The sequence below is a fragment of the Balneola sp. genome, assembly GCA_003712055.1.
Taxonomy (GTDB): Bacteria; Bacteroidota; Rhodothermia; order Balneolales; family Balneolaceae; genus RHLJ01.
The window spans coordinates 86,283-102,588 of record RHLJ01000006.1 but is presented as its reverse complement, the minus strand read 5'-3'; the positions used below and the strand labels follow the sequence as shown (position 1 = coordinate 102,588).

Genomic DNA, 16,306 nt, shown 5'->3' with positions numbered 1-16,306 from the left:
CTTTTGTTCTAGTTTTGAACTGGAATCTTAAGCATGGTACCCTGCTGAATAATCTCATCTAATTCAACCTGGTTCAATATTGCCATATCAAGGGGATCAATATTCATGGGCAGACTAGACGGGAGTAACGAAGAAAAAGAAACTGTTTTCGAAGCCTCAATTACTTCAAGCCGAACCGGCTCTACATTCAAAATATCCGGATCATTAACCCCATTAAAGCCCATTGGAACCGAGTTGAATCGAGAACGATATTCATTGTACTGAGCGCTCGTTGTGTAGCTCAAAAATTGATAAATATTACCAGAATAAGAAACTGCTGACATATCTATGGTAAGCTCTGTCCCATCATCGGTAGTAATTTTTGCTTCAGCTTCATAACCAGTATATCCATTTATATTAACTGCTCCCTCATCAACTATAGCCACGCCCTCCTGATTTATAAATGCCTGAACCGCAGCTTCGGGACTATCATTCTCAGAGTTAATGTTAAATTGGATAATAGCATCCTGAGCTTCATTCATAAGAATGACTGATGAAGGCTGGTTATAAACTGTGAAGGCATCCGGGACGGGGAACTCAAAAGCCAAATCCGGATGATAAAATACTCCGTCACTCTCAAAACCTTCACGAGGATTATCTCCATACATAAGCCCGTCAATCTTGTCTAAAAACTCATCCTGATTTATCTTATTCATTTCATATCCCTGCTCTGCCCATTCAGAAGCCATCCTTGGGATATTTTGCTCACGTTCACCCGGATCAGGATGAGAAGAAAGGTGTGAAGGGATGCTGTGCCCTGTTTTCTCAGATATTCTTTTAAGGGAAGTAAAGAAGTCACTACCTTCGGCTGCCACATACCCTTCCATAGCCGAATATTCAACACCTAGTGCATCTGATTCTCTTTCGTTTTCTCGACTATAACTCATATATAACAGCTCAGCTGTTTGGCTACTCAATTGAAGAATATTTCCACCATCAAGACCTAAAGACTGTCCGAGCACCGCTCCACCTAGAATAAATACCTGCCCTAATTGCTGATTCGCTTCTCTTTGCGAGGCATGTCTTGCGGCTACATGCCCAATCTCGTGTCCAAGTACTACCATTAATTGTGCTTCATTGTCCAGATGGCCGAGCAAACCACGGGTTACATATACATAACCCCCAGGCAAAGCAAATGCATTTACCACAGGACTGTTTAGCACCCTAAAGGTAAATTCGGTATTCCTGTATTCCGCCGGGGTATCTTCTCTATTGAAGTGACTCACCTCCAGTAACTCTTCCCCAAGCCTGGTTACATAATCTGCCAGTTCCTGGTCATCGTATAAGCCATATTGAGCAATAATCTCACCATCTGCTTCCTGCCCTATTTCTTTCTCTTTCTCCCAGGAATACCCATACACTCTTTTATTTCCGGAGAGAAGGCTGGTTTGATAGGAAACGCAACCACTTAAAAAAAGGATTAGAACAAGGGTCAAAGTGTTTATCACTCTGATTTTAGAATATTCTTGTTTGATCATACTAATATCAATTTTAATGGAATAGCTACTTTGCTAACAATGGTAGGAATTTAAAAACTTTAAGAGTATAAAGTTTCAGTTATAGAACTCTACAAGAATTATTATTCGAGTATTCGTCTTTCATTTTTCAACTTTCGCGATGGCTGCTTGAGTAACTATAATCTGCGGTCTGTACTTAGATTTCTATAAAGAATTACATCGCTGTTATTGCTTACTCTTTGTGTTATTAGAATTCTTCTTTCTTCTCCTGACAAACTCATTCCCGCCACATTAGGGATGTTGTTCAAATTCAATACTAATTCAGTTTCTAGCGATTCAAAATCGTAAAACTTCAATGCGGGATTGGCTGATGCTGAAAGTCGACTTATGTAATAAATCCCTTTTTCTGACACTACAAAATTTCCCCAATCAAAAAGGTGAAGATCTTCTATAATTCGTTCTTCTACTCCGTTTATCAGCGATTTCTCCCATATACCCGTTGAATCGAATTTTGTGAAATAGATATTCTCATTGGATGGAGCCTTAACGGAATAGCCCCCATTTTGGGTAATTTGCTTTTGCGAATCATCTTCAAGGTTATGATACCATACTTCCCATTTCTCTGTTTGATTTGAGCTAAAATAAAAACCTTTATCTCCTGGAGCCCATTGAGGCGTAATCTCGTTAGAAATGGAACTGGTAACTTGTTTTAGTTGCTGCTTCTCAATATCCAGATGATATATATCTGCATTCCCTTTAAGGGTGAATACATTGAATAAGAGTTGGGAATCATCTGATGACCAATGAGGTGAACTCACATACTTCGAATTGATATCAGTAACTCTTTTGGTTTGACGGTTAGTTTTATCATAAATATAGAGTTCGAAATTGCCCGATCGGTTTGAGACGAAAACCAACTTGGTACCATCCTTACTTATTTGTGGAGAAAAATCCTCCAGTGTTGAATTAAGTCCACTTACTACCTCTCTATTAAAAACTGCTTCACTTCTATTGGATACATCAACACTGATAATATCATAGTCATGATCCCAGACTTCGGTAACTAATAACTCACCACTTTTATCTACACTCGGAAATCTTCCGGCTATATTTAACCACGTTGGTTTACCACCTTTTTTTGAGACGCTCCACAACTCTGCCGAACTACCTCTTGAAGCTGAGTAAATAATTCTATCATCCTCAGCCCAAACCTGACCAAGAGTGCGCTGAGTATCATGAGTCAATCTACGCTCATCTCCGGTTTTCAAATCATGAATAAAAATATCGTGGGTACCAGCACTTATACCTCGAATAAAGGAAAGCTTGCTTCCATCAGGGCTAAACGAAGGAGCGTAATCTCCCCAATGCTGATTAGTAGGAGTAGTTAGTTTGACTTTCGTACCATTTTCAACATTCATTAAATAAATACTGTACGAATCCCTCTTTGATTCTCTATCAACATAGGCTATTTGTTTTCCATCTGGTGACCAGGACATATGTTGGGCTATTAAATTGTAAGGCACCCCAATTTTTTCTTCCATCCCCCCTTGTGCAGGTATTTTATAAATCCCACTTTTTTCACCCTCCTGTCTAAAGTATGCGATGTAACGTCCATCTGGAGACCATACGGGTGCGGATTCATTCCCAGGATGGTTTGTTATCCGAATACTTTCTCCCTCCACTCCTGAAATAGCAACCGTTATGTCCCGGTTGGTATCTGAATCTGAATACATAGCATAAGCTATACGGCTACCATCAGGTGAAATAGCTGGAAAAATCTCATTTTTCTTTGAGGTCGCTGTTGGAAAATCCTGCCATACTACAAAATCATTATTATCTCTTTGGCTATAGATCGTGTTCCCAATAAATAAAAGTATCAAAACCGAAATAACCAGGATGAACACCAAACTGTTCTTTTTCTTTTCAACGACTTCCTGAGCTTTTTCTCGTTTATCACCAAAAGTAACTTCTGCTACTAATCGATATCCTTTCTTTCGAATTGTCCTAATCACTCTGGGCTCTTTTATGTCATCTTTAAAGGTGCGCCTCAACACCGAGATACATCTTGTTAGGACTTCTTCTGATACATACTCTTGCTTCCAGATTTCCTGAAGCAACTCCTCTCTTGTAACTACCCGGTCCGAATTCTGAGCAAGATAAACCAAAACCTGCATCACTTTATTCTCTACCTGTACTGAATGCCCATTTATTATGACCTCATTTTGCATAGGTAGAACAGTAAAGTCTCCTATATAAAAAGCTTGAGTATGAGTTGTCTCTTCCTTCAAAAAAGTGTCTTAATACAAGTTTTTCTTTAAAAATCAGATTTCCCTTTGATAAACATCAGGTTAAAAAAGCACTCTGATAATACATTCGTTAAACAATGAATAAAATTCACAAAAATGCAATCCACCGACAAATACTTAATTATGCTTCTTCTAATCATTAGTTCTTGTTCAACGCAGGAGCATGTTACGCCTCATACTTTTACCAGGTTGCAGAATGTCCCGATAGTAACAGATCGTGCGAGTACTGGTGGGGCTAGCTGGATTGATATTGATAATGACGGAGACCTGGATTTGGCAATAACGAATGGATATGATGTAACTAACCCTAACGGTGCAATCCCGCAAACTAACCGGCTGTACCGTAATAGTGGTGATGGAACATTTGAAGAGATAGTAGATAGTCCCTTTGCAACTAAAGAAGGTTTCTCATCAGGCAGCACCTGGGGCGATTATGATAATGATGGAGATCCTGATGTATTCATTTCTAATCAGAGAGGGCAAAACAATTTTTTGTTTAAAAATATGGGTAATGGCCAGTTGTTTATCTCCGAAGATAGTAGTGCTACCATGGATGGAGGGTCTTCATTTGGAGCAGCATGGGTAGATATAGATCTAGATGGATGGATCGACTTATATGTTGGAAATGGAGGTTTAAGTGCCAGAGAACCCGATTTCTTATTTAAGAATAACGGAGATGGAACATTTACACGAATATTAGCCTCACCAATTGCTACCGACTCTCTTGCTACTACCGGAGGCATTTGGAATGATTTCGATAATGATGGAGATCCTGATCTATTTGTCCCAAACAGAGGCGGAAATGATGCATTGTATTTGAATAAAGGAAATTGGGAATTCACCAAAGTAGAAGACTTTTCTCTCACAAGAGAGATGAATCTCTTTACCAGCCAGGGAGCCAGCTCAGGCGACTTTGACAGTGACGGAGATATAGATATTTATATAGCTAAGCCTTTTGGAGGTAATAATATCTTATTAGTGAATGATGGCTCGGCAAATTTTTCACCTCTTGAACATGACCCAATTGTCACACAAAGTGGATATACAAGTAGTGCCTTATCCAGTGATTTTGATAATGATGGAGATTTGGATGTAATTGCTTCAACCTGGGGAGGTGCACTTGAGTACTACGAAAATCTTGGTGGATTGAAATTTCGGCGAACTTTTCCTGGAGAACTAGGTGAGAATATAATCTACTCATCTTCAATAGCAGCCGGAGATTATGATAATGATGGAGACCAGGATGTTTATATTGGGAATTGGCCGAATTACCCAGGAGAGCCAGAAGAGAATCATTTATACATCAACCAAATCCAAAAAGGAAACTGGATAAAAATAAGACTTGAAGGTACCGAATCTAACCGATCAGCAATTGGAGCCAGAATACTCCTCACCTCTGATATAAATGGCCAAACCACAACTCAACTTAGAGAAGTTTCCGGAAGCCAGAACTGGAGAAGCCAAAGTGGACTTGTTCAGCATTTTGGGTTAGCTAATGGTAGAATTATTGACAAAATAGTTGTTGAATGGCCGTCAGGTGCTAGATCCGAGCTGGAGAACATTAGCATTAATGAAGTTCTATTTATAAAAGAAGAATCCTAATTAAACAGATATGAAAAAAGTACTCCCATCTCTCCTTTTTTTAGTAGCAACAGTAGCTGGTAATTATGTCGCACACGCCCAGCAAACAACAACAAATTACTGCCCTGATACTGATTCGGATATCAAACTTGAATTAACACATACGTTTAATGATGGAACCGAGGAGACTACAGTAATTGCAGAGCATGAATCTGTTCAGGCTTTTCTCGGGAATAAAGAATTTCAGGAGTTCAGCAAAATCCTTCTGTTTAAACCTCACAAGAAGAGAACGGACTGCTTCACAATATTGGTCAATCCTGATGTAAAACAGAGAGATTCACTATCGAATATTAAAACGGTTCAGCTTAAGTACTTATCGGAGAAAAACTATAAGAGTATAATTACTATCAATTATGATGTGGCTAAAGACTCGATGAGTAGCCACATCCGAAATGGTTATTAGTTTTAATACTTTTGAACTAGATGATGTTCACTTCAGGATTAAGTTCAATCCCAAATTTTTGTTTAACAACCTGAACAACCTGGAGGGCGAGGTTCCACATTTCTTTTCCCGTGGCATTACCATGATTAACCAGAACCAACGCCTGTTTATCATGTACTCCTGCATCCCCTTTCCTCTTCCCTTTCCAGCCTGCCTGTTCAATAAGCCAGCCTGCAGGCACTTTTACCAGATGTTCTGTAACAGCATACCCTGGAAGTTTGGGATGTTCTTTTTTAAGCTCATCAAAGTGAAAAACGGAGATCACGGGATTCTTAAAGAAACTTCCAGTATTACCAATTTCATTCGGATCGGGAAGCTTGCTTTGACGGACTTCGATAACCGCATCACTTACATCTTTAATACCTGGATTGTGTATTCCTTTTTCCTCTAGTTTTTGCTTTAAGCTGGCATACTCGAATCTTGGCACTGCCATTTTAGAAAGCTTCAAGGTGACTGAGCTTATGATCACCTTCCCTTTAAGTTCTCTTTTAAAAATACTATCTCTGTAACCAAATTTACATTGTTCCTTAGTCCAGATAGTATGCTCCATGGTTTCCAAATGAAGTGCTTCCAGCTCTACAAACACTTCCTTCAGTTCTACTCCATAGGCTCCTATGTTCTGAATAGGTGCGGCCCCAACTGTTCCCGGAATTAACGAAAGGTTTTCAATTCCGCTGTAGCCTTTTTCCACACTCCAGATTACCAGACTATGCCAGTTTTCTCCCGCACCAATTTTAAGGGTAACAGACTCATTATCTTCTTGAACGATAGTAAATCCTTTTATTCGATTTAAGATAATGAGCCCCTCATAGTCTTTTACAAACAGGATATTACTGCCTTCTCCTAGAACCAGGACGTCCAGGTTATTCTTTTTAGCAAAGGTACACGCCTGTAAAAGGTCTTCTTCGTTAATACATTCAACAAAATACCTGGCCAAAGCGGAGACTCCCATCGTTGTGAATGGAGCTAACTCAACCTTCTCCTTAATTGAGATCATAATTTATCCGATCCGCTATCAGTGATTACTTCTTTAGGCCCTTCTACTTTAACCCGAACTTTTTTGATCCTGTTATTTTGGACAGAGTGAACAGTAAGTTCAAGGTTTTTAAAATTAACTCTCACTCCAACGGTAGGCAGACTTTCAGTTAAATGGTAGATAAGGCCACCCAGGGTTTCATATTCATCATCCTCAGAAGTGAGCTCACATTCAAGGATGTCTTCCATATCGTCCAAATCTATTTGGGCATCGAAAATATAGATTCCGCTCTTGAAACGGGTGTAAAGGCTTAATTCTTCGCCTTCATCATCTACAATGTCGCCAACTATTTCTTCAAGGATATCATCCATAGTTATCAACCCTTCTGTCCCACCATATTCATCAACCACAACCGCCATATGTGTTTTTTCCTTTTGAAAGTCTCTCAGAAGGTCGTCTAGCTTCTTTGTAATAGGGATAAATAGTGCTTTCCTCGATATCGTCTTCCAGTTCAGTGCTGGCTCTTCTTTAACCTTATTTAAATATGGGAGCACATCCTTTGTATAAATTACCCCATGGATAGTATCCAGATCATTCTCGTAAAGCGGCATTCGGGACAAGCTATGTTCTTTGATGAGCTTGAGAACGTCTGTCAGGGAGTCTTCTACAGAAACTCCGATAATGCTTACCCTTGAAGTCATTATCTCCCTGACCGTAGTAGTACCAAACTCTATTACGTTTTCAATAATCTCCCTTTCGTCTTCTTTGATCGAGCCTTCTTTTTCACTTACCTCAGCCATTGTTTTTATGTCTTCAGAAGTCATTTTTGAAGTAGGTTTAGGGAGATAACGTTCCAAGCTAATGGCACTTTCCGCTAAAATGGTTGCAATAGGTTTTAGTAAAATGAACAGTGAATAGATAAAACCGCTAACCCTTCTTGAAACACGAAGTGGGTTATTAATTGCGATAATTTTTGGAGTGATTTCGCTTAGGATCAGGATAGTAAAAGTTAACACTACTACCTCAATCGCATAAACCAGTACCTCAGATAGACCAATAAGTAATAACAAACTCCCGGTTATTGCAGCAGCCATAACCGAGGCCATAATGTTGGTAAATGTATTTCCGATAAGGATAGTAGCCAGTAGCCTTCTGGGTTTATCAAGCATTAGCAGAATCCGATCATCTGCCGTGTGTGGCTTTTCATCCTGCTTCAAATCTTCGAGTCGGTTTGCAAGAGAGAAAAAGGCAACCTCTGATCCCGAAAACACCGCAGAAAATATTAACCCAAGTATCATTATCACTACCTGGATACTGAGCATAATCACATCAATCTCGCCGGTAGAAATTATAAATGCCGTGTTTTGAAATGCTAAAAAGAGAGTATCAAAAAAATTATCTATCAATAGAGTGGAATAATTTTTATGAATGTAATGACGTATTAATTCGCTACAAAATAAAAAAGCGCCGGAACAAAGTCCCGACGCTTAATAAGGAATATAATATAAAGTGATCCTTAAAACGGAAGATCATCGTCCATATCATCAAAATTGCTTCCCAGTTCAACATTACTTGAAATAGGAGCGCCTTGAGATGCCGGAGCTGCTTGAGGGGTATTTTGATTTCCACCACCCATTGATCCTTTGCTATCGAGCATTGTCATTTGTAGCGCCTTAATCTCAGTAGTATATCTCTTCTGACCCTGATTGTCTTCCCATTGGCGGGTTTGAAGTGGGCCTTCAATATAGATTAGAGAACCTTTTCTTAAATACTGCTGACAAATCTCAGCGAGTCTGCCCCAGGCTACTACCCGGTGCCATTCTGTTTTTTCCTGATACTCGCCGTTACCATCTTTGTAGCGTTCGCTGGTGGCCATATTCAAGGTAGCTACGGCTGTATTTGCCTGGGTGTATCTTACTTCTGGGTCTTGGCCAAGTCGGCCGATTAACATTACTTTATTTAGTGAACTCATTACGTATCCTGCTGTCTAATTTATGTTTCGTTTTTGCAAGGTAAGACTTAATTAATCCGAATTCCTTACAAAAAATTTTATAAGTAGCTGACCATTAAGTATTACTTAATGATTTTTTCCAGACAGGTTATTCTTCTGACCATCCAAATATTTTACGCACCCTTTTCAAAGTAATAGAATGCTTTTCGGAGCCTTCTGTTCCGAGCAAGAAAGCGTAAGGCTTAAGCTCAGTAACACTTTCACAAAATATTTTAAGCATGCCCAGCGAAGGGATAACAAGAAACATTCCAGGCAATCCCCAAATCAAACCACCTGCAATCAAAGAGAAAATAATTACCAGCGGGTTTATGCGTACATATGATCCAGTAATATTTGGTGTGAGAATATTGTTTTCGGTGAACTGAATGATAAAAAATTGAATGACTACAGCTCCAGCTATGGCTGGAGATTGGACACCCAGCACAAAAATAGCTACGATTCCATATCCAAGCACCGTGCCTAAATAAGGAATGAGGTTGAAGATTGCAGCTATTACGCCGAGTAAGATCGGATACTTTACCCCAATCAGATAAAACCCTAATGAATTGATCACAACAAGTATCAGGCAGACCACAATGAGCCCCTTCAAATATTTTGGAACTACAAATGCGGCTTTGCTGATCACTTCTTGTGCGGTTGACTCATTATCCTTTTTCACAATCATGGATATAAAGTCTCTGAACTTATCGCGATAAAAAAGGAGCAGAAATGTATATACCGGGATAAGTGCCAATGCAATAATCGTATTGCGCCCTGCCTCAATAAGGGATCCAAAATAATCTCCGGAAAGCCCTGCTGTAGTAAGTATAGAATTCTGTTGCTCTACAGGCATACCCATTACACTCACAATCCACAGTTGTAGGGACCGAATATTTTGAGCAAGTTGATCTCTAAGCTGCGGGAGATCATCACTAAATCGATCGAAAAGCTGTGCTATAACAATAATTACTCCGAGAATGAGCGCCATAAAACTGAGAATCACTACAAAATTAGTAACAATTCTAGGTAGCCCTTTCTTTTCTAACCATTGTGCTCCTGGGTAAAGTAAGTAGGCAAGAAAAATGCTGAAGAATAGTGGGACTAGTAACTGTTTAGTAATACTCAATACTGCCACAACAGCAAAAATGAGCATGATTCTAACCAGATAGCGAACAGAAATAGGATAATTTTGCGCCTTCATACCTGCCAAAGTTACTTCTTTGACAGATAATTCTCCGTTTCTAAACTGTAAATTGTTGTAGGCTAATCGCGTACTAAAACAAACTGTTGTCTATCAGCATATCTAACTTTATCAAAAAAGTCTTTTAGGTCATTATAGCTCTCCGGCTCAATCATTTTTTCGGTAATTGAGAAGGTTCTGAAATAGCCCATTTTACCTTCTCCAAGTACTTCGAAATCAGCAGTAAACTCTCCAAACTCATTGGTGTATTCTACATCAGCTGGGGCTGATTCAATCGAAAACCCTTCGGGCGTTTCAAAAATGATTGAGTCTGATTCCATAAAGGTATAAGGCAGATACAACGACTGTTCTCGTTCTTCATCATCATCCAAACCAAAAAACCAACGGTTCATTTTATTAACCGGAACAAAAATTCGCTTATTTGATGCTTGTGTGTAATTCCCAAGTCTGGCTTTAAAACTAAATATGGAGAAGTCATCTGAACTGTTTACTTCGTCAAAACTATATTCTATGATGTTTGTATTGTCTACATCAATCTGACTTTCTATCCATTCCTCTCTCTCCTTTTCTGATACTGGTAACACCTCCATTAATAAGTAGTCCTGAAGAATCCCTTCCCTCTTAGTTTTATTCTCAATAATGGTAGTACCGTCTTCCTCAACTTTCACATGTAATTTTGTTTGAGAGAGGTTCGCTGAATATTCATAAGAAGGTGTTTCAATAACTTCGCCTCCTTCTTCGGTAATCAATAAAGCATATTTGCCTTCATTATCCGGACCTATATGATTAGGAGGATAGTACTTACTGGTACATTCTAACCATATCACTTCACCACTTTCCAAAGTAACTTTTAGAATTACATGATTGAACTGATTGCTTGGAAAATCAACATTCATAAACTGCTCATTTATCCCTCTGTAGATTAGAACGCTTTCAGCTTTTATCCCTGCATACTCGAGCATTGCATGCATATAATTGGTTAGTGCCTTACAATCACCATAGCTGTTATCGAAAACGTAATCTGCAGTAAAAGGCTTCCAGCCTCCTATACCAAGCTGAATACTGACATATCTGGATCTGTCCTGGAGGTAATCGAAAAGGATTTTAACCTTCTCTTTCTCTGAACTAATTCCTGCAATCAGCTCATCAACTTCTTTTTTGGCTTCTTCCGGAAGCTCTCGGGTATCTTTGCTAAGTTCGTAATACCATTTTCCAAATGACTTCCATGTTGTAGCATTCCCAGTCGTTTGCTCCATTTCAAATTTCCCGGGAGCGACCTCTACCATGGGTAAGAGCTCAGAGGATGGAGGCCCAAGTACTTCTCGTTCAATTGCTTCTGAGTTCTTTATGCTCCATGAATAGGTCTTCGCAGTTTGAGTTTCTGTAATAATAGGTTCCTCGTCAATATTTTTGTTATAGAAACGAACCCCGGTATTACCCCTGTCAATTAAGGTGAAATTGGCTTCTTCCACACTTTGACCTATAAGCTGAGGCCACCAACCAGGTAACCCTAATAGGCCATTATATTCTAGCTCAAACTCATACTCAATAGAGTAGGGAAATTTGTTGTAAGGCATTTCGAGTATTTTCATTCTATTGTCAGAGAAGAAATCCCCTCCCGAAGCACTATAGTCTCCGGCATCCCCTAAGGAAAAAGACCGAATAACTCGCCCGGTATTATCTCTGATATTAGCAACCAAATAGTTAATACTTATAAAATCATCATATGGTAAATAAACTACCGCCAGATCCTTATCGTCTTTATCATAAATAGTGACCGCCTTTTGAACTTTATATAGTGCTTTTGATGGGCTTATAACGTCAAGTGTGGTATTACTTAGCCTAACTGTTGAATGCGCATTTAAGGCCAGACGCAAATCGGTACTCGAATAATCACCGTACCCAATATCAACTGACCTTTTAGTTGATGAACACCCAAGAACTAACAGTAATAGGACGATGATTTTTAATTTATTCATTGGTCTGCTTTTTTAACACAATGTTTGCATCCAGCATCGCAGTCATCTGATCGTACATTTTTTTCAATTCGTCGTACTCACCGGGCATGAAGCGATATTTCTTAATCCTGAAAATGTAATTCATCATGATAGTATTTCCATTGGCTTGGATAAGTCGTCTGAACTCAGCGGTGTTATCCGGAAGTCGGTGCACTACTGATTGTGGTAACTCATCCACGACCCATCCTTCAGGAAGAGTCATTGAGTACACTAAATTTTCAGAAAAGGGATAATTATAATCTACAGGAAATGATCTGTCTTCTTTCTTAAATGGATTTTCACGCCCACCAATAACCATTGGATTGATATAGAGTACATCAACGTGCATATTCTTATCAATGCGAAAATCAACTTCCAGGTCAAAAGACTCATCCAGAACATCTTTTGATATACTTACCGAATCAATCATGTAACTATCGGGGGCTCCGAGTATTTCCTGCTTCACACTTTTCTCTAACTCTTCATAGTCGATCTGTTGCCTGCGATTATATGCGAAATACCCTTTGTTGGTAAGCTTGAGAGATCCTTTAATCCCGCTATCTGTGATTTGAACGTTAACTCTGCACACTTCACTGGAAGTAGATTTATTATCTATCGGAACCCATAGCTCTTCATTAGGATAAACAAGCAACCCCTCTCCGTTGAGATCTTCCGGGTGTAATAAATTATAGGGCAGGTAATCATCCTTAGCGTCCAGTAAATGATAGATTCCATCTACCTCAGCATATACAATGGTATGATTGAATTGAATAGAACCTGGAAATGTCCTAATAACCTCTCCATGAGAACGTGTACTAATCATAACAGGGTGCGCTTCTAATCCAACAGCTCTTAAAAAATCTACAAGTACTAGATTTATCGCTGCCCCATTCCCAGTACCCTCTTCATATACATCTTCTAGTTTCTTATTCGGCCAAAGTCCATAATTTTCGTTCCAATCCATCACGCTAGAAACATGATTATATACTTTAACCATCTTATGGAGATCAGAATCTGCGTCGTCAACAAGTCCGGCAACTTCTCTTCCAACCCATCTACCGTTTAATCTTCTCCCATAATCACCGTTTTCTAACATACCATTTACTAACCCTCTCCATGAAGTCATGTAATTGTCGACCATGGAATTTGGCATTTGAATGGAAGCAAGCTTATACCTGATGTGAGACAAATAATCCAACGAAGTCTTCATATATGGTTCACTCTTAATGGCCGGAAGATCCTTCATTGCATATCTGTATTCTGTCCCTTTAAATTCGATTCGCTCTGAAGTATCACCCATATAAATACTGCGCAGAGAAAAGTAATCATTGTATGTTTTTTGCTCATTCACAGCATACCTATGAAAACCACGGCTCACCGTTAAAAAACTGAACCATTCGGGTATTTTGGCTGTGTACTCACTCCACATCACCGGAATATCACCCTGAAATACCCAATCCGGAAAATTCAACGGATTATTAGATACCAATTCATAGGAGTACTCAAAAACACTTCCCTTTCTCAAATTCGGCATGGTAAACTTTACGGCGGAAGCATATTCTGAAAGTTCTTCTGTGAAGCGGTCTCTTCGACCTATATTTTCTTTATTCAACTTTCCATTTTCATCTAAAAAGTAGCTCGTCGCTTTTATATTGTTTATCTCTTCGGGACTGCTTGAATTTTTGTTCCTGAATCGAATGGAAATATCTCCCTCATCAAGCCCTTCATCCGTTAAAATTTTTATTCGTACATGCCTTTTAATAGTGAGCATGAATTCCTCATTCCGGTATGTTAAATCCGTTTCCCCGTTTGAAAAGAGGATAACTGCACTTGCGGTTGAGTCCTTATCGTAAACCTCCATCTCAAGATGTTCTTGAGGAATATCACCAAACTTAAATGTTTGAGAATACAGGTTAGTTACATAGAGTAGAAATAGAGAAGTTAGTAGTAGTCGATACATTTTTTAAGCCCTTGTATTCATTAAAAAGAAAGCACTTTTCGTAGGTACCAGCCTAAATCCCAGAAAAAATAATGATGAAATTAAAGGAACTTTTCTATTGCATCAAACCAGATGAATAAGATTTTAGCAGACTCTTAAGAAATAATCTATCGAGATTATTCTCGTAACTCCCTTTCTTGTTTCTTCAGAACAATACCTTCATCAAGTGCTGCAGTCATGTAATCGTACATTTCTTTTAGTTCGTCATATTCTTCTGGCACAAAGCGATACTTTTTAATGTAAAAGGTATTGTTCACTATTATAGTATTTCCATTCACTTGTATTAATCTACGGTATTCTCCTGCGTTATCTGGTAATGTGTGCGCAACCGATTGAGGTAGTGTATCAATACCCCATCCATCCGGGATTGTAAATGTATAGATAAGGTTTTTCGAAAATGGAAAGTTGTAATCCACAGGAAAAGATCTGTCATTTTTCTTAAATGGATTATCCCACCCACCAATAATCATTGGATTGATATAAAGCACATCAGCATCCACATTCTTATCAAGGCGAAAATCAATATCAAGGTCAAACGCCCCATCCAGTTTATCTTTCGTTATCCTTACCGAATCAATCAGGTAGTTGCCCGGTGTCTTGAATATTTCATCCTCTACACTTTTTGTAAGATCTCTATAGTCAAGCTGGTTTCTCCGGATATAAGCGAAATACCCTTTATTTGATAGCCTAAGATTACCCCGTACGCTACTTTCTGAGACTTGTACATCAATTTTAACATCCTCACTCGAAACGATTCTATTGTCTAGTGTAATCCAACGTTCTTCTAATGGATGAAGTAGCAATGCCTTTCCACCAATCACATCCAGAGGCAGTAAGTTATAGGGCAAATTTTGATCTCTTGCATCCAGTAGATAGGATTCTCCATCAACTTCTGCATAAGCTATAGTGTGGTTAAATTGATCAAAGCCCGGAAATTGGTGGATTACCTCTCCGTTAAAACGTGTACTTAATAAAACAGGATGGGCTTCTAATCCGACAGCCCTTAGAAAATCAACCAATATTAGATTTATCGCTGTCCCATTCCCGGTCCCCTCTTCGTACACATCTTCTGGTTTCCTATCTGACCAAAGGCTATACTCTTCATTCCAATCTATCATATTTGAAATATGGTTATAGACTTTAATCATCTTTTCGAGATCAGAATCTGAGTCATCAACAATACCCGGTATTTCTTTTCTAACCCATTTGCCATTCAATCTTTTACCAAAATCCTCATCACCTAACATTTCGTTTATAAATTCTTCCCATGAACTTGTGAAATTCTGATAGAATCTCTCCGAAAACTCTATTGAAACAGGTTGATACCTTATTTGAGGTAAATAGTCATTTGCTATCTTCATAAAAGGTTCCTCTTCAAAAGCTTCGAGATCTTTCATTACAAATCTGTAATCGCTACCCTGCACTTGAAGCATTTCCAGGTTTTCAAATGACACATATTCTGAATAAGATTCTTTTGTATTAATATGATATTCCTGAAATCCTTTTTTAATCGTAGATAGTGTAAGCCAATCCGGAACTCGAATTCGATATTCACTCCACTTCACCGGAATAGAATCCTGAAAGAACCAATCCAAAATATCCCAGGGGGTATCAGAATAAATTTCATAGGAATATTCAAATATGTCTCCCTTTTTTAGATCTGAAATTGAGACCGATAGCTCTGAAATATGATTTGATATTCTTTCCTCAAAGTAAGCCTCTCTTGGAATCTCTCTCGTAATAACTGCCCCGGTCTCATCTAGTGTATAACTCGCTGTTCTCAAATTTTTTATCTCTTGAGGAAAATCTGACCAATTATTCCAAAACAGGATTGAGATATTTCCAAAGTTCTCTCCTTCATCGGTAAGCACTTTAATCCGCTCATGTATGCTAACCTTGAGAGTAAACTCGCCCCTCCTAAACACAATATTAGATTCTCCTAACGCAAAAAGTACCACCGCATCTGCAGCTGAATCCTTATCAAAAATTAGCATCTCCAGATTTTCACGGGAAATATCACCGAATTCGCGAACCTGTGAATGTACCTCTCCAGATATCAGTAACAAGGCTATTATAGTTAGTAGCTTTTTTGATTTCATAAATACTTATAACACTCACAGTAAACTATCTCTCTCCTAAAATATTATGCAATCCAAGAGAAATGATTTCCCTCAAAATTACGGGAACCTTTCCCAGAAACTTAACTAGAACTATTAACATTTAATGTAACACCTAACTATAGTCAGCCCTCTTACTGA

The 16,306-nt window shown here is 38.7% G+C and carries 11 protein-coding genes; 2 read left to right on the top strand and 9 right to left on the bottom strand.

Features of this window, described 5'->3' with window-relative positions; genetic code table 11:
• Positions 1-8 precede the first annotated feature (8 nt).
• Together ED557_13875 and ED557_13870 are read right to left on the bottom strand one after the other, a co-directional pair.
• Positions 9-1,517 (bottom strand): peptidase M48, encoded by a 1,509-nt coding sequence (locus ED557_13875; GenBank protein RNC79608.1) that lies wholly within the window; start codon positions 1,515-1,517, stop codon positions 9-11.
• Positions 1,518-1,672: 155 nt separating this feature from the next.
• Entirely contained in the window at positions 1,673-3,784 is a 2,112-nt protein-coding gene (locus ED557_13870; protein RNC79607.1) for a hypothetical protein, read from the bottom strand.
• A gap of 114 nt (positions 3,785-3,898) precedes the next feature.
• On the opposite strand from ED557_13870, the gene ED557_13865 reads away from it, so the two are divergent.
• Positions 3,899-5,404 (top strand): CRTAC1 family protein, encoded by a 1,506-nt coding sequence (locus tag ED557_13865; protein RNC79606.1) that lies wholly within the window; start codon positions 3,899-3,901, stop codon positions 5,402-5,404.
• Positions 5,405-5,414: 10 nt separating this feature from the next.
• Positions 5,415-5,846: a hypothetical protein gene (locus tag ED557_13860; protein ID RNC79605.1), complete on the top strand. Its 432-nt coding sequence runs from the start codon at positions 5,415-5,417 to the stop codon at positions 5,844-5,846.
• Positions 5,847-5,862: 16 nt separating this feature from the next.
• Here ED557_13860 and ED557_13855 read toward each other — a convergent pair whose 3' ends face one another.
• From ED557_13855 to ED557_13825, 7 genes are all read right to left on the bottom strand, one after another.
• Positions 5,863-6,882: a UDP-N-acetylmuramate dehydrogenase gene (locus tag ED557_13855; protein ID RNC79604.1), complete on the bottom strand. Its 1,020-nt coding sequence runs from the start codon at positions 6,880-6,882 to the stop codon at positions 5,863-5,865.
• Positions 6,879-8,183 carry a DUF21 domain-containing protein gene (locus tag ED557_13850; GenBank protein ID RNC79748.1) on the bottom strand — a complete coding sequence of 435 codons (1,305 nt, stop codon included), beginning with the start codon at positions 8,181-8,183 and terminating at the stop codon, positions 6,879-6,881. The genes ED557_13855 and ED557_13850 overlap by 4 nt, the downstream gene beginning before the upstream one ends.
• A gap of 194 nt (positions 8,184-8,377) precedes the next feature.
• Complete coding sequence (locus ED557_13845; protein ID RNC79603.1) at positions 8,378-8,833, bottom strand: single-stranded DNA-binding protein; 456 nt, start codon at positions 8,831-8,833, stop codon at positions 8,378-8,380.
• 127 nt (positions 8,834-8,960) lie between these two features.
• Positions 8,961-10,052 carry an AI-2E family transporter gene (locus ED557_13840; GenBank protein RNC79602.1) on the bottom strand — a complete coding sequence of 364 codons (1,092 nt, stop codon included), beginning with the start codon at positions 10,050-10,052 and terminating at the stop codon, positions 8,961-8,963.
• 62 nt (positions 10,053-10,114) lie between these two features.
• The gene (locus ED557_13835) at positions 10,115-12,031 is read right to left on the bottom strand and encodes a DUF3857 domain-containing protein (GenBank protein ID RNC79601.1); all 1,917 of its coding nucleotides are present in this window, start codon (positions 12,029-12,031) and stop codon (positions 10,115-10,117) included.
• Positions 12,024-14,009, bottom strand: a complete 1,986-nt coding sequence (locus ED557_13830; protein ID RNC79600.1) for a DUF3857 domain-containing protein — start codon at positions 14,007-14,009, stop codon at positions 12,024-12,026. The genes ED557_13835 and ED557_13830 overlap by 8 nt, the downstream gene beginning before the upstream one ends.
• 155 nt (positions 14,010-14,164) lie before the next feature.
• Positions 14,165-16,147, bottom strand: a complete 1,983-nt coding sequence (locus tag ED557_13825; protein ID RNC79599.1) for a DUF3857 domain-containing protein — start codon at positions 16,145-16,147, stop codon at positions 14,165-14,167.
• Positions 16,148-16,306: the final 159 nt, after the last annotated feature.